The organism is Microbispora sp. NPDC004025 (assembly GCF_053604425.1).
Genome location: NZ_JBSGHN010000005.1, coordinates 25,029 through 45,242 on the forward strand (window position 1 = coordinate 25,029; position 20,214 = coordinate 45,242).

At 70.8% G+C, this 20,214-nt stretch carries 17 protein-coding genes; 3 read left to right on the forward strand and 14 right to left on the reverse strand.

Features of this window, described 5'->3' with window-relative positions; genetic code table 11:
* Positions 1-59: 59 nt before the first annotated feature.
* The 12 genes from ACWEQG_RS15485 to ACWEQG_RS15540 all read right to left on the reverse strand — a co-directional run bounded on the left by ACWEQG_RS15485 (position 60) and on the right by ACWEQG_RS15540 (position 14,620).
* Positions 60-458 (reverse strand): (deoxy)nucleoside triphosphate pyrophosphohydrolase, encoded by a 399-nt coding sequence (locus tag ACWEQG_RS15485; protein ID WP_452285169.1) that lies wholly within the window; start codon positions 456-458, stop codon positions 60-62.
* Entirely contained in the window at positions 455-1,576 is a 1,122-nt protein-coding gene (locus ACWEQG_RS15490; RefSeq protein ID WP_452285171.1) for a C40 family peptidase, read from the reverse strand. Before ACWEQG_RS15490 ends, ACWEQG_RS15485 begins: the two co-directional genes overlap by 4 nt.
* The gene (locus ACWEQG_RS15495) at positions 1,573-2,223 is read right to left on the reverse strand and encodes a hypothetical protein (RefSeq protein WP_363463504.1); all 651 of its coding nucleotides are present in this window, start codon (positions 2,221-2,223) and stop codon (positions 1,573-1,575) included. The genes ACWEQG_RS15490 and ACWEQG_RS15495 overlap by 4 nt, the downstream gene beginning before the upstream one ends.
* Entirely contained in the window at positions 2,223-4,655 is a 2,433-nt protein-coding gene (locus ACWEQG_RS15500; RefSeq protein ID WP_452285173.1) for a type IV secretion system protein, read from the reverse strand. Before ACWEQG_RS15500 ends, ACWEQG_RS15495 begins: the two co-directional genes overlap by 1 nt.
* Positions 4,652-7,129, reverse strand: a complete 2,478-nt coding sequence (locus ACWEQG_RS15505) for an ATP-binding protein (RefSeq protein ID WP_363463500.1) — start codon at positions 7,127-7,129, stop codon at positions 4,652-4,654. The genes ACWEQG_RS15500 and ACWEQG_RS15505 overlap by 4 nt, the downstream gene beginning before the upstream one ends.
* 30 nt (positions 7,130-7,159) lie before the next feature.
* Positions 7,160-9,721: a TcpE family conjugal transfer membrane protein gene (locus ACWEQG_RS15510; protein ID WP_452285175.1), complete on the reverse strand. Its 2,562-nt coding sequence runs from the start codon at positions 9,719-9,721 to the stop codon at positions 7,160-7,162.
* Between the two features lie 22 nt (positions 9,722-9,743).
* Positions 9,744-10,031, reverse strand: a complete 288-nt coding sequence (locus ACWEQG_RS15515; protein WP_346226989.1) for a hypothetical protein — start codon at positions 10,029-10,031, stop codon at positions 9,744-9,746.
* Between the two features lie 50 nt (positions 10,032-10,081).
* The gene (locus ACWEQG_RS15520; protein ID WP_452285178.1) at positions 10,082-11,092 is read right to left on the reverse strand and encodes a conjugal transfer protein; all 1,011 of its coding nucleotides are present in this window, start codon (positions 11,090-11,092) and stop codon (positions 10,082-10,084) included.
* Between the two features lie 362 nt (positions 11,093-11,454).
* Positions 11,455-12,285, reverse strand: coding sequence for a hypothetical protein (locus ACWEQG_RS15525; protein WP_452285180.1), 831 nt, complete (start codon positions 12,283-12,285; stop codon positions 11,455-11,457).
* A 443-nt stretch (positions 12,286-12,728) separates the two neighbouring features.
* Positions 12,729-13,652, reverse strand: a complete 924-nt coding sequence (locus ACWEQG_RS15530; RefSeq protein WP_452285182.1) for a hypothetical protein — start codon at positions 13,650-13,652, stop codon at positions 12,729-12,731.
* Positions 13,645-14,142, reverse strand: coding sequence for an RNA polymerase sigma factor (locus ACWEQG_RS15535; RefSeq protein WP_452285777.1), 498 nt, complete (start codon positions 14,140-14,142; stop codon positions 13,645-13,647). Before ACWEQG_RS15535 ends, ACWEQG_RS15530 begins: the two co-directional genes overlap by 8 nt.
* A 94-nt stretch (positions 14,143-14,236) precedes the next feature.
* Positions 14,237-14,620, reverse strand: a complete 384-nt coding sequence (locus tag ACWEQG_RS15540) for a VOC family protein (RefSeq protein ID WP_452285185.1) — start codon at positions 14,618-14,620, stop codon at positions 14,237-14,239.
* A gap of 198 nt (positions 14,621-14,818) precedes the next feature.
* Between ACWEQG_RS15540 and ACWEQG_RS15545 the strand changes: the two genes are divergently transcribed.
* Positions 14,819-16,057 carry a hypothetical protein gene (locus ACWEQG_RS15545; RefSeq protein ID WP_452285187.1) on the forward strand — a complete coding sequence of 413 codons (1,239 nt, stop codon included), beginning with the start codon at positions 14,819-14,821 and terminating at the stop codon, positions 16,055-16,057.
* 168 nt (positions 16,058-16,225) lie between these two features.
* Here ACWEQG_RS15545 and ychF read toward each other — a convergent pair whose 3' ends face one another.
* Positions 16,226-17,314, reverse strand: coding sequence for a redox-regulated ATPase YchF (ychF, locus tag ACWEQG_RS15550; RefSeq protein WP_363463486.1), 1,089 nt, complete (start codon positions 17,312-17,314; stop codon positions 16,226-16,228).
* A 100-nt stretch (positions 17,315-17,414) separates the two neighbouring features.
* Between ychF and ACWEQG_RS15555 the strand changes: the two genes are divergently transcribed.
* Both ACWEQG_RS15555 and ACWEQG_RS15560 read left to right on the forward strand, forming a co-directional pair.
* Positions 17,415-18,737, forward strand: coding sequence for a DNA recombination protein RmuC (locus ACWEQG_RS15555; RefSeq protein WP_452285189.1), 1,323 nt, complete (start codon positions 17,415-17,417; stop codon positions 18,735-18,737).
* A 10-nt stretch (positions 18,738-18,747) separates the two neighbouring features.
* Positions 18,748-19,236: a DUF6542 domain-containing protein gene (locus ACWEQG_RS15560; RefSeq protein WP_452285191.1), complete on the forward strand. Its 489-nt coding sequence runs from the start codon at positions 18,748-18,750 to the stop codon at positions 19,234-19,236.
* Positions 19,237-19,246: 10 nt separating this feature from the next.
* On the opposite strand, the gene ACWEQG_RS15565 is transcribed toward ACWEQG_RS15560, so the two are convergent.
* Positions 19,247-20,212, reverse strand: a complete 966-nt coding sequence (locus ACWEQG_RS15565) for a 4-hydroxy-3-methylbut-2-enyl diphosphate reductase (RefSeq protein WP_452285193.1) — start codon at positions 20,210-20,212, stop codon at positions 19,247-19,249.
* Between the last annotated feature and the right edge of the window lie 2 nt (positions 20,213-20,214).

Sequence of the window (20,214 nt, forward strand, 5' to 3'; positions counted from 1 at the left end):
GACCGATTGTAGTTCGGTAAAAGGAGGAGCCAAGCCGGATATTGCGAACGATTCGGCGACTATGTGGCCGCGGAACCCGGCAGCAGCTTCTCGATCGCGGTGACGACCGGCAGGTCCGCCGGAAGCCAGGCGACGTCGTACAACTCGTGCGGCTCCAGCCACCGCAGCGCGAGGTGCTCCAGCGGACGGGGCACACCTGTGACGACGGTGGCGAGCCACACGTGCATCAGGTGCCCGCCGGGCAGGGGCCAATCGCCTCCGACGCGGCGTCCGAGGACGACCTGGACGCCGAGTTCCTCCGCGCACTCGCGTACCAGCGCCGCGCGCTCGTCCTCCCCCGGGTCGACCTTCCCGCCGGGGAACTCCCAGCCGCCGCGCAGCTCGGGGGGCGTGGCACGCTGGGCGGCCAGAAGCCGGCCGTCCCCGACGATCGCGGCGCCGACGACGAGGCGCGTCATGTCACGGCCCGCTTGAGCTGCGCGACGACGGTCTCGTTCTCCAGCGGGCGGGTGAAGCCGACGATGTTCGGCCGGTCGCGGTAAGTTGTGACCTTGATCGGCCCGCACAGCGTGCACCGTGCCTCGATCATCTTCCCGGGCGACACGACCATGCCGACATGCCCGGGATTGTCCGCGGACGTGCCCGGACCGGCGTTGAAGAAGACGAGGTCTCCGGGGCGCTCCTCACCCTCCTCGATCTTCACGCCGAAGGGCCACTGGCCGAAGGTCGTCCGGGGAATGCTCAGACCCGCGTTCCGATAGGCCATGTAGATGATCCCCGAGCAGTCGAAGGCGTCCGGGCCCGTGCCGCCCCACCGGTACGGCTTGCCCCGTTGCGCCAGAGCGTACTCGAGGATGTCGCGCACGACGTCGTCGGTGGCGCTGTCGACGTACCCGGAGTCGCAGGCCGGGTCGGCCTCGGGCGGCACCCCGATGTCCCCGGTCGCCGCGTAGCGTTTGGCGATCTCCAGCACCTGGTCGACGTACCAGGTGGCCCGGTTGTAGACGAAGATCGCCTTTCTGAGGTCGTCGGGGGCGCCGTTGCGCTTGAGCATCTTGGCGGCGCCGAGGATGGCGTCCGCGGGGTTGTAGACGTCGCCGTAGCCGTCCCCGTCGCCGTCGGAGGCGTAGCCGTTGATGCCCGGCTCGATCTTCATCTTGGCCTGGCCGCCCCAGGTGCTGATGAGGAACTGCATCGGCCCGGCGGCCCCCGCGTAGTTGGTGCCGCTGCTCACGCCCGGCAGTGTCGAGCGCCCGTGATTCGTCTCCCGCTTGCCGATGGCCGCCAGGACGTTCCACTGCACGCCGATCTGCTTGCCGAACTTCTTGTAGAGCTCCAGATAGTCCGACGGGATGTCGCCCTGGGCCGTCTGCGAGACGTCCGCCGTGTCTCCTGTGGCCGCCTCGGCGCAGTTCTCGGCCGCGCCGCCGCCGAGGAGGATCGACGGGCTGGGGGTCATCAGGATGATCGAGCCGAACAGCGTGACCGGGACGATCACGACCAGGGCCACGGCGATCGTCCGCCAGTCCCGCCCCGCCGACGCGAGCCTGCGCACGACGCGCGTCGAGGCGGTCACGGCGAGGTGTCCCCGTCCTGACCGGCGTCGGCCAGTTGCAGGTCGTACACCCGCCAGTCGGTCCCCGCCTTGACCACGGTCACGGCGAACCGCTCGGGCACGTCCTTCTGACCGTCCTTGTCCGTCACGTGGCGAACCGAGTCGACGACGAACACCACCTGGTTGGCCGTCATGTCGCGGATCGTCGCCACCTTCGCCGACCCCTTCGAGGTCACCTGGCCGGCCTCGTTCTGGTCCACCACCGCGGGGTCGGTGACGGTCCTGGTGAGCTGCCCGCCGAACTCGTCGGTCGCGAACCGCGTCAGCCGGTCGGCGCGCGCCGCAGGCTCCTCACCGGCCGAGAAGGTGCCGTACGCCTCGGTGAAACGGCGCGCCAGGTCGGCCGCCGCGCCGATCTCCTCCCTCGACAACGGCAGGTACGCGTAGACGTCGAAGGCGCCGGGGGTCGTGGCCACCGGGCTGGGCTGCCGGACGGCCCTCGTCGCCGGAGCGGTGGCCACGACGGACTGCTCCCGCGGCTGCTCGTCGCCTCCGGAGGAGGAGCTCGACGGCGGGGCCATCGTGAGGTAGACGCCGACGGCGGCGAGCACCACGACGGCCGCCGCGAAGGCCAGGCCCTTGCCCCGGTCGCTGGTCCGGCTTCTCATCAGTCGCCGGAGTCGCGGTCGGCGGGCATGGCCCAGAACGGAGTCGGCGCGTCGCTGTCACGGCGCGTGCCCGCTCCCCTGCTCGGCAGCCACAGCGGGGGCGGCTCGGCCGAACGGGAACGGCTGGAGGACGAGCCGGAGTCGCGCGGCGGCGCCGGCCGGGAACGGCCGCCGTCACCGCGCCGGGACGAACCGCCGAACAGGCCGCCCGAACCCCCCGAACTCCCCGAGCCGCCCGACCTGCTCGACCCACCCGACCTGCTCGATCCGCCGGACGAGCCGCGCGAGCCGCCGAAGAACCCGCCCGAGCCGCCACCGGACGGACGCGGGGACGACGGCCGGGAGGCCCAGCCACCCGACCTGCCGCTGAACCAGCCACCACCCGAGCCACCGCTCGAACCGCCGCCCGGGCCACCGCTGGTTCCGCCGCCCGAACCGGCGCGGGACGGCGCCGCGGGCGCGGCGGAGGCGCCGGTGACCCGCTGCGGCGGGGCGGCCGGGCTCCCCCCCGACGGCGCCGACGACGCCGACGACGGTGCGGAGGCCTGTGCGGCGGACCGGGACGGGGAGGCGGGGCGGACGCCCGAGAGGTTGAGCGGCGGGGCCGTTCCCGGACGTGCGGCGGCGCCTGCGGCCTTGCGGCGGCCGGCCCCCTGCGCGTCGGCGTCGAGCGGCGCGGGTTGCGCGCCCGCACGTGCTCCGGCCTGGGCGGCGGCGTTGCCCGCGCTCTCCTCGCCGCGCACGCGGCCCTGTGCCACGCCCGCCGCGGCGGCGGCCGTGGCCGCGCCGGTCGCCATCATGGCCGCGCCGATGACGGGCTCGGCCTTGCGCAGGCCCCACCGGCCCGCCCGGGCCGCCGCGACCGGCGGCAGCGCGTTGGCCGCCCGCGACAGCGTCGGCGCGGTGGTGGCCTCGCCGAGCATCCGGGTGGTGATCGTGTGCCCGTCCATCGAGGCGAACAGATGCTGGAACGGCCGTCTGTAGAAGAAGACCGCGATCGTCATCAGCGCCATGAACAGGATCTGCATGCCCCAGGGCAGGGTGGTCGAGATGATCAGCGCGTAGCCGTACACGAGGACCCCGAGCACCAAGGCCAGCACGGCCTGGCGCAGCAGGGTGCCGATCAGCATCTCCACCCAGCGCATGGCGATGATGCGGCCCGACCCCGGGTGCACGCCGATCAACAGGAAGATCGGTCCGAGCATCAGCAGCAGCAGGAAGCCGACCTTCAGGACGAGCAGCGACACCGCGACGAGGAAGATGAGCAGCCCGGCGACCATCGCCGCGATGAACGCGCCGATCGCGATGCCCAGGCGACTCGTCCAGTCCTTGCCCTGGAAGAGGAAGTACGCCGGGGTGCTCTGCATCGGCTTGGCGACTTCCTCCTCGAACCGCTTCTGGTGCTCGTCGGTGGCCGGGACCTGGCCGGCCGCCTGTTCCTTCGCGTCGATCGCCTGGAGGTTCAGGACCTTCGGGCCCAGGCCCTTGACGAGACCGGCGTCGGGATCGGCCGTGCCGAACTCGCCCATCAGCCACGGCTTGCAGACCAGGACCGACCACAGCGCGTCCGCGTTCTGCGCCACGCCGGGCGTGCCCTGGCGGCCGTAGCCGCCCGCGGTGGGCTCGCTCGGCACCTCGCCGGGCGCGGTCTCGTTCATCGGCAGGCAGGACGCGCCGCCCGCCCCGGGCAGCCCCGAGAACGCCGAGTTGACGATCTCGCCGGTCTTGTCGGTCACGGTCTTGCCGAGGTTGGTGAAGTCACCCGGGCGGCTGAAGAACCAGATGGCGACCGTGACGGCGAGGACCATCCAGATGACGCCCTCGGTGGTCGTCGTCGCGCGCTTGCGGATCAGGCCGTACCACGCCAGCCAGATCGCGCCGAGGATGACGATCGGCCGCAGGTACGGCCAGTACATCGCGTCGGCGAGGTTGGTGACGATCTTGTCGGCGACTTCCTTGATGGGCTGCAGCGGGCCCTCGGTGGCCGCCGCCTGGTAGGTGCTGATCGTCAGCCGGTCGACGGCCTTGGCCCACGAGAAGACGGTGTTGGCCCAGGCGTTGCCGAGCACGGCCGTGACGTCGGAACACCCCAGGTCGTAGGTGTGCCAGAACTGGCCGGCCATGCCGTACCGCTCGTAGTTGGTCGCCGGTGCCTTCGGCGCCTGTTCGGTGTTCTGACCGGCGGCCGCGGTCACGTCCCCGGCCGGCGGCTGGACCAGCCCGTCGACACCGCCGCCCACCATCTCCGGGGCGAGGGCCGGCGACAGGTCGCAGGGCCCGACGGCGCTCGCCGTGTCCGCCGGGAAGACCAGCGGAAGCGTCACGAACGCCGCGAAGGCGACGAACAGCAGAGCCAGGGTCCGGCGAATTCGCCTGCCGCGTCTGCCGCCCTCTTTGGTGCGACCCCTGGGATCGTTCCTGCGCACGCTCACGATCGCACCTCCTGCGCGACCCCCGACCGACCGGAGCCCCCGTCAAGAAGATCATGCACGTTCTCGCTGGGTTTGTCGTGTGTCGGATTGGTGTCGAGCCAGCGCAGCAGTTCCTCCGAGATAAGGTCCACCCCGATACGGCCTGCCCGGCCGTCCAGATCCCGGAAGACGCACTCCCCGTTGCCCAGGGAGCGCAGCACCGCCTTGTGCTCCTCCGACGGGTCCACGCCGAGGAGCTCCATCACGTGCTCGACCTCCACGCGTTCGGTCGACCGGAACGCGAAGACCGACGACAGACAGTTGGTCACCTGCTCGTTGAGCAGGTCACCGGCGTTCTGCGAGACCAGGACGAGCGCGGTGTTGCGCGAGCGGCCCATCCGGGAGACCTCGGGCACGAGCTTGGCGCCCTCGGGCGTGGACGTGATCGCCCACGCCTCGTCGAGGAAGATCGCCTTCGGCGTGCGCCGGTCGAGCCCGTTCATCAGGCGGCGCGCGAACTGCGACACCAGGTAGAGCAGCGCGACCGACAGCCGCTGCTCGTAGGAGTAGTCGTCCCTGACCGTCATCACGTCGGGCAGCGTGAGGCCGCCGAGCGTGAACACGGTCGTCCAGCCCTCGGTGTCGATCTGTTCGCCGCCCGAGGCGTCGAAGCACAGCCGGGCCAGGTGCATCTCCGACATCGACCGGAGCACGGCCCCGAGGTTCTTGGACGCCGGGTCGGTCGACTGCTCCAGGTGGCCGACCACCTTGCCCAGTGAGGGGTCGGGTTCGTTGGAGACCGCGGCGACCGCCTGGATCATGGCGGACTCGCGCTCCTCGGACATCCTCGGCAGCAGCAGCCGCAGGGTCTCGGTCGCCATCGTCTTCTTCGTCGCGATGTCGTCGCCGAACGAGAACGGGTCGAGCAGGCCCGGCGCGGCCGACCCCAGCGGGATGACCCGCGCCTTGCGGCCCCGCCGTTGCAGCAGCCGTACGAGCGACTCGGCGTCGCCCTTGGGGTCGATGACCGCGATCGTGACGCCGCGCAGAGCCATCTGGTAGATCAGCAGCAACGCGAGCGTGGTCTTGCCGCCGCCCGGCTCACCGGTGATCGCGATGGCGGTCGGGCGGTTGCGCGCCGCCGCGACGAGCGGGTCGAAGTGCACGATGCTGCGGGCCCGTCCCAGCGTCTCCCCGACGTACGGCCCGATCCATCCGGCGTTCGACTCGTCCACCCGATCGCCGAGCTCGACGGTCGCGGTGGCCATGCCGCCCGCGATCGTGCGCAGCGGCTGCCGCTGGGCGTACGCGTTGACCCGCAGCCGCTCGCCCGGAAGAGCCTCACAGAACAGCGAGAACTGGTCGCCGGTGGAGTTGACGACGTCGATGCCGATGTCGCGGTAGTGCTCCACGACGGCCTCGACGCGCTGCACGCACATCTCCTCGGTCGGCGCGCTTACGCTGAGCCGGTGCCAGCCGTACACGAACGGCAGGCGCTCCTTGGTGATGCCGTGCTCCAGCATGCGGGCGGCGTCGATCTGCTCGGCCAGCGCGAGCGGCGCCTCGGCCCCCGCCTCACGGATGTGGATGTCCATGTCGCGGGCGTGGGCCAGCTTGCGCGCCACGTCCTTGCTCGCCCTCACCGGGGGGATCAGCCGCATCCGGCTGGAGATCTCCACCGGGAACGGCAACTGGTCGGCGAAGTGCAGCCACGGCTCCCCGTCGGGGAACGGCATCAGGTCGGGGAACCGGGCGAACGACAGGTGCGCGGTCCAGGAGTCTCCGGCCGGCTGCTCGATGCGCAGCAGCGACCTGCCGTTGTGGATCTGCCCCTCGACCAGCGACTCGATCTCGCCCTTGCCCCACCTGCGGCGCGGCGTGGCCGAGGGCAGCGGCTCACCGAGGCCGCCCGCCGCCGCGTGCTGGTACAGCCAGGCGATCTCCGTGGAGGTGGCGTGGCGGGCGTACAACGCGCTGGAGGCGAGAGCCCGGCCGAGCCGTTCCGCCGCCTCGGTCCACCGGGCGATCTCCTTGTCCGGCACGTGGTCGTCCTCGATGCCGAGCGTCTTCTCGCTGCGCTGGTAGAAGCCGAACAGCTGGGCCAGCACTCCGGTGCCGAGCTGCGCGCCGCGCGGCCCGAGCCGTACGCCGAGATAGATCTCCTTGCTCCAGAAGTCCTTCGCCCAGACGTGGCGGTACATCTCCTCCAGGTACTCACGCCACCCCGGGCCCTCGTCCGAGGTCGAGTTCAGCGCCATCGCCCACTCTGCGGCCGGATAGGCCCGGTGCGCGATCCGCAGGTGCACCTCGGCGTCCTGCATTCTGATCGCGGCCAGCGCGATCGTGATGTTGGTGGCCAGCGCCTCGCGCTCCTCGGGGGTGAGGAACTCGTAACTCACCGTCGGCAGCCGGAAGTAGGCCCAGGCCGCCGAGTCGGTGAGGAGAACGCGATCGTCGAAGTAACGGACCGCGAGGCGACTGCGCGCCCTGCTCATCGACCTCTCACCAGCTTCCTCGCTCGCCCCTCATCTGGCCACCTCCTGCTTGGCCTGGACAGTCGCCAGGCCGCTCACGATCACACCCGCAAGCGCAACGTACGCCCTGCGGCCGCCCATTCGGAGGTGATTGACGTCGACCGGTCCCGGCCGCCCGGGAGCCAGCTCGTCCTCCCACGGCACCCGGACGATGGCCCGGCAGCGGCCGCTGGCCACCGCCTCGGCCTGCTCCACGTCGGGGAGGCTGCGGCGGCTCACGCCGTTGATCACCATCACGGCGCGGCGCCTCAGGTCGGAGCAGCCGTGCCCGTCGAGCCACTCGTAGGTCATCGCCACCGCCTCGGAGGCGTCCTCGCTCGCGGGGGCGACCAGCACGAGCTGGTCGGCGTACGGCAGGAGCCGGGCCGCCAGCGCGGCCGCGGGGTCGATCACGGTAAGCCGGTAGTGCCGGTCGAGCGCGGCGAGCGTCCTGCGCCAGTCGGACAGGAACGCGCGATCCGCCAGGCGCTGCGTCACCCGGTCGTCGGTGTCCGCCCCGACGACCTCCAGTCCCGATTCACAGCGCGTCGTGTACGCCCGCATGCCGAGGTAGCCGGTCACCTCTTCCGAGCTCTCGATGAGCGAGCTCAGCGTCTCGGGGGATTCGGCGGCGATCCTCGTCGTGAGCGTGTCCTCTCCGGTGTTCGCGTCGAGCGCGAGCACGCGGTCCTCCCGGTAACGGGCCAGCGTGTGGCCCAGCATTAACGCCGTGGTCGTCTGCCCGGCGCCGCCCGTGCAGCCGAGCACCATGATCCGGCTGCTGCTGGTGAGCGGGACGCGGGCCCGGGCCTCGTCGACCTCCATGCCGTCCGTACGGCTGCCGCCCACGACGACCTGTGCCAGGCGCCGCCAGCCGCCCGAGGTGTCACGGCCGACGACGGCCTCGACCCGGCGCAGCCGTGGCGGCTCCTCGTGCGCCGGCCTGCCGGGGGTGGTCCTGCCCGGGGCGGGCAGCGACGGCCGGGCGGGCCCGGCCGGGCCTGCCGCCCGAGGGCCCGCGGGCACGGCCCGGATCGACACTCCCGCGGGGGCCGCGGGAGGCGTCACCTCCCCCGCGCCCGGGGCGCGGGCAGCGGCACCACGGGACGCGCCCCCGGCGTTCCCGTACGGCCGGGACCCCGGTGCGTGCGTCCCCTCCCGCGCGGCGTCCGCGGCGGAACCGGCGTCCGGCGTCGTGGGCTCCGCAGGAGCGTCCGTCGCGGCGGTAGCGGCCGTCACGGGCTCGTGCCTCTCCGCGTCTTCCGTGGTCGCGTCTCCCGTGTCCGCGGGCGCCTCGTCCGCGGGCACCTCTTCTGCGGGCACCTCGTCCGCCGCCTGAGACGGCTGCTCCGGCTCCGGCGAGGCGGTCCGGGGCGGCTCGCCCCAGGCGTCCCCCGGCACCCGGGGCCGCACGAGCCGCGGCGGCCGGCCCTTGCGATGCTGCTCGAGCGCCTCGGCGTCCCGCTCGCCACCTGCGGGCTCCTGGGGCGCGGACGGCGTCTCCACCGCCGGTGCCTCCTCCGCCCGTGCCTCCTCAGCCGCTGTCTCCGCCGCCGGTGCCTTCTCCGGCTCCTGCTCGACGGGCCGCAGGGGCGCCTCGGCGAAGGGGGTCACACCGGAGTTGCCTACGGCGCGCGGTTCGGCCGAAGCGGCGAGCCTGCGCAGGCGGCGCAGCGTCTCCGTGCCGATGGGCGGGACGGCGGGCGCGTCCGGAGCCTCGACGGGAGCGGCGGGCGAGGCCGGAAGGGCGGGGCGCGGCTCGTGGTCCTCGTGGTCCTCGTGGTCGTTGCGGCTCTCGTGCTGCTGCTCGCGCTCACGATCCGGGCCGATGGCGTTTCTGCCCCGCGCCTCCTCACGTACGGGAGATGCGGTCGGCTCCGGGAGGTAGAAGACGCGCTCACCGCCGGCGCCGGCACCGCCGCGGGCGGTGGTGGCCGGGATCGGGGCCGGGGTGTCGGCGACGACCGGTGCGGCGGCGGCCGCGGCGGCCGCCACCGCCGGGCGTACGACACGCGAGGGGTCCACCTCACGCGCGCCCGCTCGCGCGGCGGCGCCCGAGGCCGGCCGTGCGCCGGTTCCGGGGACCTCCGCGACCGGCACCTTGACCGAGAGGGCACGGCGCGCCTTGCGGGCCGCCCTGTCGTTCGCCACTCTGCCGTTCGCCATCCTGCCCTTCGCCGCCCTGTCGTTCGCCACCATGGCCGGCGGCGTGGTCCGCCAGACGCGCGCCGTGAGGGCGATCTCGTCCGGCTCGTCGAACGGGGCCATCCGGCACCAGGTCCGGGGCTCGCTCATGTAGCGGAGCTGCGACTGGAGCAGCTCGGTGAGACGCTTGCTCTCGATGACGGGACGGGTGGACAGCCAGGTGAGCACGCCGGGGGGAACCAGGTAGATGACGTGCCACGGCGCCGCGAAGGGCAGGCCGATCAGGTAGAGGAAGACCCACCACGGCACGGAGACACCCACGAACACACCGATCCAGACGACCGGAAGCGGCATCGGCAGCCGTAGGTCGTACAGCTTGTACAGCCGCTTCTCGATGCGCCAAATATTTGTATATGTGGGCAGATCCACCCCGAACCTCCTCTCCGCCCGGTCACTTGATGCCAAGTGCGCCCGCGATCGCCTTCGCCGTCACCTCGATGATGTTGGGAACGTAGAAGATCACGCCGATCGCGATCGCCAGGATGATGAACTGGACGAACCTGGTGATCTCACGGGTGAAGAGGAAGAAGAGCGCCACGACGGAGACGACGGCGAGGAAGAGCGGGGCGAAGAACTTCCGGAGGAAGTCGGCGAGACCTTCGGTGTTGATGCCCGTCGTCGGCGCCGGCGACGGCGCGGCCAGATCAAGGACGTGGTCCGCGATGGTCTTCAGTATCAACTCTCGCCCTCCCGGGGGTGTGGATCAGCGATGTCTTTGCCGGGCATGCGCTACCCCACGGACCGGTTCGCACCCTGGATGTCCCTGACGAACCACTTGCCGCCCTGCTTTTCGATCGTCAATTCATAGGCCTGCTCGAGACCGGCGGGCTGCGCCGCCGGGTCCTGCGACGGGCTCGCCAGTGCCGCCTGCTCACCGGACGCCACCGCCCACACGACCACCGCCGTGACCTTCCTGCTGTCGGTGCCGCCCGGCGGGACCACGACGTCCTTCAGCTCGGCGAGCGTGAACTCGCCGTCGAACCCGTTGACGGTCACGCCGCTCGCGACGTACCGCTGCAGGTCGACCTGGTTGCCCGCGGCGTACGCCTTGAAGAAGCCTTCGAGCTGGGGACGCAGTTCGGCCTCGGTGGCGGAGTCACGGTCGGGGTCCGGGAGCTGCGGCAGGCCGGCCGGCCCCGGCGCGGGCAGCAGGGCAGGCTGGGCCGCGACCACGAACCTGCCGTTGTCGTAGTAGACCGGCACGGACAGCAACCCGCGGCTGCCTCCGGACTGGTACGTCACGGTCACCTTGGCGTTGTGGTCGTCGACCACCTCGATCCCGGCGAACTGGAAGGCCCCCGCCGACATGCGCCCGTAGCCGTTCCAGCCGAACTGGTCGTCCGCGCCCTCCGGCAGGAACGACTTCAGCCGTTCCGCGCGCTGCTGAGGGCTGGCCGCGTCGTAGTTGAGGTAGACCGCCGCGAACTGGTTGGCGAAGGCCGCCGCCTGCGTCGCCGGGAATCCGGAGGTGGCCGTCCCGGCCGGCGTCGAGGGCGCGCCGTCGTCCTGCGTGGAGCGTTCGAACACCGCGCGGACGCCGTTGACCACGATGACGACGATCAGCGCCCAGAGGATGACCCGCCCGGTCCAGACGAGCCAGCGTCCTCCACCGCCGCTCCAGCCTCTGCGGCGAGGGGCCGCGGCGCGCGCGGCGCTCGCGGAATCGAAGCCCTCCAGTGGGTACGGGTCAGGGTCGCCAGCGATCCGCGGATCCTGCTGGACGTCTGACCTGCGAGCCATCACGCCTCCGCTCGCGCCGATCCCTCCGGCTGGCGCGGTTTCCTCTTGCTCTCGATCCGGTTAACCGCATTGAAGTATTCACCCTAGCGGTCTCGCCAATTCTTCCAGGTAAGCCACGCCCATGTTGCAAGCATCGCCGCGACCGAGCAAACCGGGTCCACATCCCGTCGAGACGCCCCACGCCTATCCACTCCGCGGAAAAGCACGTTACGCCTGGCCAGCCGGGGCATCGATTACCTAACCGCCACCTATTGCTGTCTTCGCAGCTCGCAGGCATATCGAAACCGATCGCACCCCCGCCCCCGGACAGCCGACGGCCCCGCGCCGAGCGGGGCCGTCGTGTCGTGATCGGTGCCTGCGTCCTACTGGCACGCCTCCGAGGAGGACGAGGAGGACGACTCGATCGAGGTCTCCGGGATGCCCGCCGGCGGCGCGCTCTCCGGACCCGAGATCGCGGGCGGAAGACTCTCCGGGGCGCTTCCCAGAGCGCTTTCCGGAGCGCTCTGCGGCAGCGAGGAGGAGCTCTGCGACTGGCTCGCCGACGACTGCGACTGCGTCTCCGACAGCTGCTGCTGTGCGTGCAGGGACATCTGCTCGATGCGCTGCTGCGCGTCCGTCGCCTCCTGCATGATCTGCTGCCTGGCGCTGCTCGCCTCGTCCCTGATGCTCTGCCGGGCCTCCTCCGCCATCTGCTCCATCGACGCGGACGGGAAAGCCTCGCTGCGCAGGCTCGCGCCGGCCGCCGACTCGCTGCGCCACGACGAGCTGTGGAGGCTGGAACCGCTGTACCGCCGTGCGGACCACTGCGCCGGGAACTGCTCGCGTACCGTGACCGAGACGGTCCGCGGCAGCGCCGCGACGGACATCTGCGGCATGGAGACGGTGAGCTGCGGCGCCTGGGACATCAGGCCGGTCGCCGGGAGCGACTCGGGGGCGAAGGCCGACGCGCTCTCCGTGATCAGCGGCGCGCTGATCAGCGGAGCCGAGATCGTCATGGCCCGGGATGCGGACTCCGTCGCCAGCATCGGCTCGCTGATGGTGTACGACGTCGACCGCACGGAGCCGCCGGGCTCGCCCGCCTGGGATGCGCCGGTGGCCGCGGAGGCGGTGCCGCCGAGCAGCGCGATTCCGCCGGCCGTGAAGGTCGAGGCGACGATCGCCGCGAGAGCGAGCTGTCTGGATTTCCGATGCATGGTCCCCTCCTTGGGCCCGATCGGGGCCTCGGCAGGTCGGGCCACCTGGGCTTTTTCCCGGTGCCCGAATTCGGCCGCCTCCCTTCCGCCCGCGCCGGATTACGGCACCGATGGAATGTGTCACGAAAAGGGAGAATTCACGGGCGACTTCGCACCCAAACGGCCTCATTCCGATGCTTCAACGAGCCTCCCGAATGCGTCTAGGGCAGTTGGCCCAAGCGTTTCCGCAGGCCATGGAGGATCTGACCGGTGGGAGGGCTGCGGCAGGTGATGCCCCGGGGCGGTTTGCGGCTTCTTATACGCGAGAGCAGTCTGAGATTGTCCGGCCCTGATCGTCGCCGGGTTCCGGCACCCGGAGAACGGCGAGCCCGCCGCTCACGCCCGATGGCGGGTCCCCGTCACCGTGACCGCCGCTTTGCGTGATCTCCCGTCACGCCGACCGTCTACGGTCGTTCGAGGTCGTGCGTGACGTCCGCTACGCGGACCGTCCGGACCAGGGGATCCTCGATGACCTTCCGTAGCTGCCCGATCGTCGACAACGAGTCCACGTAGGCGTAGACGAGGCCGTCGTCCGCCGCTTTGCGCAGCCGGGCCAGGCTCAGATCGAAGTCGTGCAGGTTGTCGTCGTCGTAGTCCTCGAGGATGCCGACCCAGCGGCGGAAGTTCCCGAAGTCCGACTTGATCGGCTCATCGTCGGCTCCCGGCGTCGGCTCCCTGTCCCACGTCGTCATCCCACCCCACGTGATGGGGATCGAACCGGGACGCCGCTCAAGCACCATCTTCTCGGCGTACGACTTGTTTCTGACGACGAAGGCGGCCAGCTCATCGGTGGTGAGCGGCTTGGCGAACTCGACCACCGCCAGCGCGTTGAGCTCCTCCGGGATCCTGGCCAGCACCCCGCGGCTGTCCTCCTTGGGCTGGAGGGACGTCCCCACGTTCATCAGCGCCCTGCTCAACGTGGTGCCGGCGTAGGTGCCGAGCGGCAGCCTGCCCACGTGGCCGAAGAAGTCCTGGGTGACGACATGCTCGACGCCGCCGTAGCCCTCGACGAAACCCCCGATGGCCCGCACGGGCCTGGCGGCCACGGTGAACGACATCGACAGCGGTGTGGTGGCACCCGAGCTCCGGACCTCGATGTCGTAACCGGGGTTGTAGATCTTGAAGGCGGTGCCCAGCACGTCGGTCATGCGCACCTCCCGGTCGCCGCGCCGCTGGATCAGGCCCGAGCCCATCGTGGCCGCCAGCACCAGGACGAGCAGTGCCGCCAGCACCGTGATCGCGGTGCGGGCGACACCCCGCCGGACGGCTCGGCGGGTCGCCTTGTAGTCGAAGTCCGGCATGCGCGGCAGCAAGTCGTCGTCAGTCATGAGGACCTCCGTAGAGATCGGCGAAGGCCGCTCTGGCCCGCCACACGGCCGTCTTGACAGTGGTGTGCTTCCTGCCGGTCATCGCGGCCACCTCGACCAGGGAGAAGCCGTCGAAGTAGACCAAGGTGAGCAGCCTGCGCTGATCCTCGGGCAGCCGCTCCAGGACATCGCGCACCGCCAGCGCATCGATGTGCAGCGCGGGCACGCCCAGCTCGTCGGGATGGGGCAGGTCCAGTTCGCGACGGTGGCGCCGGACATGGTCGACCAGGACGTTGCGGGCGATGGTGAGCAGCCATGCCGCCGGGTTCTCGCCGCGCCAGCCGAGCAACGCCCTGGTCGCCTTGACGAACGTCTCCTGGGCCAGGTCCTCGGCGAGGTGGGGATCGCGGGTGCGGCGGAGAAGGAACCCGCACACGAGCGCCCAGTGCTCGCGGTACAGCTCCTCGATGATGATGCCCCCCGCGTTCTTGTGTCTGTCACAACAGACCAGACGCGATCGGGGCGGGAATGGTCACACCGCTTCTTCGCAGCGGGTGAGCGGTCCTTCAGGGACCGAGGGCCGCCGGAACGGTCGCCCGGGGTCCTCAGAGGGGCCGGAGCCGGGCGTGCAGGAGGCAGAACTCGTTGCCTTCAGGGTCGGCCAGGACGTGCCAGCTCTCGGTGCCGGTCTGGCCGACGTCGGCGAGCCTGGCGCCGAGCGCGAGCAGCCGCTCCAGCTCGGCGTCCTGGTCGCGGTCGGTGGCGTTGACGTCGATGTGCAGCCGGAGCTTGCCGGTCCGCGGGGCGTCGCTGGGGCTGAGGATGAGGGTGGGCTGCGGGCCGCCGAAGCCGGCGTCGGGCGGCCCGATCTCGATGCTCCCGTCGTCCTCCCGGCCGAGTTCGACGTAGCCGAGGACCTTGCTCCAGAACTCGGCGAGCAGCTCGGGGTCGGCGGCGTCGATGACCAGCTCACTGATGCGGCATGCCATGCCCGACAGTGTACGTAGACGACCTCGTAGTCGATCTACGCCGGCCCAGACGTCGAAGCGGACTCTGATCGCCATCCTGGCGACGTCGGCCGGAGGATTTGCCGCGCCGGCCGCAGCAGCGGCACAAGCCCGGCTTGCGCTGATTGCTCGTAGTAGTTATGGAAATACTCTCTGTCACTGACGACAGAGAGGCTCAGCATGAGCGGACAGAACGAGCAGCAGATCGCGGAGGCGCTCCGGGCCGCGCCGCCCATCATCCTGGCTCCTGGCCCCAAGGAGCCTCCCACCCAGCTCCCACCGGTGCCCGACGATGTCTGGGCTCTCCCCGGTGGCACCGCCTGGGTGTACTACGGGGAGCGCAACCGGGCTCTGACCGCCCCAGTGATCATGGCTGACGGCTTCAACACCGGGCCCAGCACGCCCGAGTTTTCCTGGAACGCCCTGGAGTTCGGTGGCTACCCGCTCATCAGCGAACTACGCAGGCGCGGCAAGGACGTCGTCCTACTCGGTTTCACCGAGCGCAGCGCATCGATCCTGGACAACGCCGAAGCCGCCATCGCCGCCATCCGGGAAGCGATCGTGCGGCGACAGGGCAGCCATCCGCTCACGGTCGGCGGCTTCAGCATGGGCGGCCTGGTCACCCGGTACGCCCTGGCCAAGATGGAAAGCCGAGCGAGGGCGGGGGACTCCCACCAGACGGCGCTGTACTTCTCCTACGACAGCCCGCACCGCGGCGCCTGGGTGCCCATCGCCCTGCTGGCGTTCGCCCACTACATCCGCAAGCTCGACAGCCGCTTCTCCGACCAGATGAACAGCCGGGCCGCGCGTCAGTTGCTGTGGCAGCACATCGCGGGCTGGCAGGACGAGCCCGACACCGACGAGGAGCGCAAGGAGTTCGTCGCCGCACTGGAGCGGGTCGGCAACTGGCCGCAAACGCCCCGTCTGATTGGCGTCGCCAACGGCGTCGGGTCAGGCCAGGGCAACGGCATCGCCCCCGGCCAGACCGCCCTGCGCGGTACGGGCGCGGCCATCAGCGGCACCGATCTGCGCAGTCAGTCGACGGGCGACGACTCGCTGGTCGCCACCCTTCGGGTCGTGACTTCGCAGCGGCCGGAGATCCGCACCATGGACATGCCGGACATCGACAGCGCCCCCGGTGGCATGCTGGAGGGCTTCGGCATCCTCGCCGACGCACTCAACAAGTTCACCGGCCTCGGCCTGGGCGTGGGCAACCCGATCCGCTCGCACTGCTTCGTCCCGGCGGTCAGCGCCGTCGCCATCCGTGACATCGCCACCAACGACGATCTGTACGTCAACATCCACAGCCTCCCTCCGGACGCGAGCGAACTGGACGAATTCAAGCTCGCGTCCCAGAACGAGGGGCACACCGCGATCACCGAAGAGCTCTGCACCTGGATCATGGAGCGGCTTCCTTAGAGAAGCCGCCATCGCAGGACTGAGGGGGAAGGAAACCGACGGATCCCGTGTTCGCGTGGTACACGCGAACAGTCGGTGAACCGGGTCTGACGATGTGCCCGGCGGACCACCAACAGAGCGTGCGTTGGTGGTCCGCTAGCCCCGAAGGCAGGAGCAGGGCGTGAGGACTCAGACGTTGAAGCGGAACTCGACGACGTCGCCGTCGCGCATCACGTAGTCCTTGCCCTCGATCCTGGCCTTGCCCGCGGCCCGGGCGGCGGTCATGGAGCCCGCCTCCACCAGGTCGTCGAACGAGATGACCTCGGCCTTGATGAAGCCGCGCTGGAAGTCGGTGTGGATGACCCCGGCGGCCTCGGGAGCGGTGGCGCCCTTGCGGATCGTCCAGGCCCGGGCCTCCTTGGGCCCGGCGGTCAGGTACGTCTGCAGGCCCAGCGTCTCGAAGCCGACCCGGGCGAGCTGGGCGAGGCCGGACTCCTCCTGGCCGACCGACTGCAGCAGTTCCAGCGCCTCGTCGTCGGGCAGCTCCACCAGCTCGGACTCGATCTTGGCGTCGAGGAACACGGCCTCCGCCGGCGCCACGATCGCGGAGAGCTTGGCCCGCAGGTCGGTGTCCGTCAGCTCGTCGGCGTCGAGGTTGAAGACGTACAGGAACGGCTTGGCTGTGAGGAGGTGAAGTTCGCGCAGGTCGGCGAGGTCGATCCCGGCCGCCTTGCCCCCGGCGTACAGGGTGGTGCCGGTGTCGAGCAGCTTCGCCGCGGCCTCGGCGGCCTCCAGGAGGACCTTGCGGTCCTTGTTGGTGCGCGCCTCCTTCTGCAGGCGGGGCAGCGCCTTCTCGATCGTCTGCAGGTCGGCGAGGATCAGCTCGGTGTTGATCGTCTCGATGTCGCGCTCCGGCGCCACCTCACCGTCCACGTGGGTGACGTCGGGGTCGGAGAAGACCCGGATGACCTGGCAGATCGCGTCGGTCTCGCGGATGTTGGCGAGGAACTGGTTGCCCCTGCCCTGTCCCTCCGAGGCGCCCTTCACCAGGCCCGCGATGTCGACGAACTCGACCTTGGCCGGGAGGATGCGCGCGGAACCGTAGATCTCCGCCAGCTTGTCCAGACGCGAGTCCGGCACGCCGACGATGCCCACGTTCGGCTCGATCGTGGCGAACGGATAGTTGGCCGCCAGGGCGTTCGCGCTCTTGGTCAGGGCGTTGAAAAGCGTGGACTTGCCGACGTTGGGCAGGCCGACGATGCCGATGCTCAGGCTCACGTACCCCGAGTTTAGGGGTCTCGGTGGGTGCGCCGGACATCGACGGCCCCGTGCTTCGACTCGGCCCGCTCCCAGGCGCGCCTCCCTGTTTGGCACGCCAATGCCTGAAATCATCCAGACCGTGGATGTCGTGGCACTCGTACTGGGACTCGCCGTGGGGCTGGTGATCGGCCTCGCGCTGGCCTCGGCGCGGACCGCGGGCCGTACCGCCCAGGAGGCCGCCAGGGTGGCCGAGGCCGAGGCGAGGACGCGGGCGGCCGAGGACAAGGTGGCCTACATGGAGAACCAGCTCACCGAGCGGTTCCAGGCCATCTCCGCGCATGCCCTCGACGTGGCCAACCTGCGCTTCCTCGAACTCGCCGAAAACCGGCTCAACACCACGAGGGCCGAGGCCGCGGGCGACCTCGACCAGCGCAGGCAGGCGGTCGAGAACCTGGTCGCGCCGCTGCGGGAGACCCTCGCCAAGGTGGAGAGCCAGCTCAGGGAGAGCGAGTCGGGCGCCCGCGCCGCCCGCGCCGAGCTGAGCAAGCAGATGGAGTTCGTACGGCAGAGCTCCGAGCGGCTCAAGGCGCAGACGGACGCGCTGGTGCGGGCGCTGCAGCGGCCGGAGGCGCGGGGGCGCTGGGGAGAGCTGCAACTGCGCCGGGTGGCGGAGATCGCGGGGATGGCCCGCTTCTGCGACTTCGACGAGCAGGTGAGCGCCGTCACCCGCGACGGCGTGGTCCGGCCCGACATGGTCGTACGGCTCAGCGGCGGCAAGAACGTGATCGTGGACGCGAAGGTGTCGCTCGCGGCCTACCTGGACGCGGCCGAGGCCGCCGACCCCGACTTCGCCTCGGCGCGGCTGGACGCCCATGCGCGGCACCTGCGCGAGCACGTGGACCGGTTAGCCGCCAAGTCCTACTGGCAGGCGTTCAGCCCGTCGCCCGAGTTCGTGGTCCTGTTCATCCCCGGCGAGGCGTTCCTCGCGCCCGCCCTGGAGCGCGATCCGGGGCTGCTGGAGTACGCCATGCGCAGGCGCGTCCACATCGCCACTCCGACGACGCTCGTGACGATGCTCCGCACCGCGCAGTACGCCTGGCAGCAGACCGCGGTCAGCGAGAACGCCAAGGCCGTCTTCGACCTCGGCAAGGAACTGTACGACCGGCTCGGCGGCCTCGGGCGGCATGTGGACAGCCTGGGCAAGGCGCTCACCCGAGCGGTCACCGCGTACAACCAGACGGTCGGCTCGCTGGAGAGCCGGGTCCTGGTCAGCGCGCGGAGGATGAACGATCTCGGCCTGGTGGACTACTCGCTCGACGCCCCCGCGGCGGTGGAGGAGGTCCCCCGGCCGGTCGCCATCCCGGAACTCGAAGGTGAAGAGCGGGTAAGCCCCCCACCCCCGCATCCTCAGAACGGTAAATTGACGCGAGACTTGTCGTAAGGGGGGCCCGATGACAGGCACCGGTCGAGCGGGGCTGCGGCTGACCGCTCGGGGGGCGATCGTCATGCTCTTCGTGATCACTTTGGCGGGCATGCCGTTCCTGCCCGGGCCCGTGTTCGTGGCCGGCTGCCTCGCGGCGGCCCTGCTGGTCCGCCCCCGGGACCTGCTGCCGCTGGTGGTGACGCCTCCGCTGGTCTTCTTCGCCGCGGCCCTGCTGGTGGAGCTCGTACGGGCGCTCGGGTCCGGTTCGATGCTCAAGGCGTTCGGGCTCGGCATGTTCACCGCGCTGTCGTCCGGCGCGCCGTGGCTGTTCCTCGGGTCCGCGCTGGCCCTGGGGGTCGCGTGGTTCCGCGGGCTGCCCGCCAACTTCAGGGAGCTGCGCGGCGCGCCGGCGCCCGCCGCGGCGCCGGCCTCCCGTTCCCGCCGTGGCCGCGCGTTCGACCCCGAGCCCGAGGGCTACTTCGAACCCCGCGTGTACGGCAGGGCCGCCGACGAGTGACCCCGGCGGGTCAGACCGCGCGGAGGTCCTTGCGGAGCTCGTGCGGCAGGGCGAAACGCATGCTCTCGTGCACCGACTCGACCTCCTCGACGTCGGTGAACCCGTGGCCGGCCAGCTTGGCGAGCACGCCCTCCACCAGTTCCTCCGGGACGGAGGCGCCGCTCGTCAGACCGACCGTGCGCACGCCCTCCAGCCACTCGTCCCGTACGAACGAGGCGTCGTCGACGAGGTAGGAGGCGGCGGCGCCGTAGTCCTTGGCGACCTCGACCAGCCGCTTGGAGTTGGAGGAGTTGCCCGAGCCGACGACGATGACCAGGTCGGACTCGGCGGCGATCCGCTTGACGGCCGTCTGCCGGTTGGAGGTGGCGTAGCAGATGTCGTCGCTCGGCGGGTCGATGAGGTTCGGGAAGCGCGTCCGCAGCCGTGCGACCGTCTCTGTGGTCTCGTCCACCGACAGGGTCGTCTGGGAGAGCCAGACCACCTTCTCCGGGTCGCGTACGGACACTCCGTCGACGCCGTCGAGGCCGTCCACGAGCTGGATGTGCTCCGGCGCCTCGCCCGAGGTGCCCTCGACCTCCTCGTGCCCCTCGTGTCCGATGAGCAGGATGTCGTAGTCCTTGGCCGCGAACCTCTTGGCCTCGTTGTGCACCTTGGTCACCAGCGGGCACGTCGCGTCGATGGTGCGCAGACGGCGGCTCGCGGCCTCCTCGTGCACGGCCGGCGCGACACCGTGGGCGGAGAAGACGACGATGGCTCCCTCGGGGACCTCCTCGGTCTCCTCCACGAAGACGGCGCCGCGCTCCTCCAGCGTCTTCACGACGTGGGTGTTGTGCACGATCTGCTTCCGTACGTAGATGGGCGCGCCATACTGCTCCAGCGCCCGTTCCACCGCCTGCACCGCGCGGTCGACTCCCGCGCAGTAGCCGCGGGGCTTGGCGACCAGGACACGGCGGGTCGCTGAGGTCTGCACGTCCATGT

Excerpts from the sequence above, each read along its gene's own strand:
- ACWEQG_RS15565 (WP_452285193.1), bottom strand. The coding sequence starts at position 20,212 with ATGGACGTGCAGACCTCAGCGACCCGCCGTGTCCTGGTCGCCAAGCCC.
- ACWEQG_RS15560 (WP_452285191.1), top strand. The coding sequence starts at position 18,748 with ATGACAGGCACCGGTCGAGCGGGGCTGCGGCTGACCGCTCGGGGGGCG.
- ACWEQG_RS15495 (WP_363463504.1), bottom strand. The coding sequence starts at position 2,223 with ATGAGAAGCCGGACCAGCGACCGGGGCAAGGGCCTGGCCTTCGCGGCG.
- ACWEQG_RS15520 (WP_452285178.1), bottom strand. The coding sequence starts at position 11,092 with ATGGCTCGCAGGTCAGACGTCCAGCAGGATCCGCGGATCGCTGGCGAC.
- ACWEQG_RS15485 (WP_452285169.1), bottom strand. The coding sequence starts at position 458 with ATGACGCGCCTCGTCGTCGGCGCCGCGATCGTCGGGGACGGCCGGCTT.
- ACWEQG_RS15505 (WP_363463500.1), bottom strand. The coding sequence starts at position 7,129 with ATGAGCAGGGCGCGCAGTCGCCTCGCGGTCCGTTACTTCGACGATCGC.
- ACWEQG_RS15525 (WP_452285180.1), bottom strand. The coding sequence starts at position 12,285 with ATGCATCGGAAATCCAGACAGCTCGCTCTCGCGGCGATCGTCGCCTCG.
- ACWEQG_RS15530 (WP_452285182.1), bottom strand. The coding sequence starts at position 13,652 with ATGACTGACGACGACTTGCTGCCGCGCATGCCGGACTTCGACTACAAG.
- ACWEQG_RS15555 (WP_452285189.1), top strand. The coding sequence starts at position 17,415 with ATGCCTGAAATCATCCAGACCGTGGATGTCGTGGCACTCGTACTGGGA.
- ACWEQG_RS15540 (WP_452285185.1), bottom strand. The coding sequence starts at position 14,620 with ATGGCATGCCGCATCAGTGAGCTGGTCATCGACGCCGCCGACCCCGAG.
- ACWEQG_RS15545 (WP_452285187.1), top strand. The coding sequence starts at position 14,819 with ATGAGCGGACAGAACGAGCAGCAGATCGCGGAGGCGCTCCGGGCCGCG.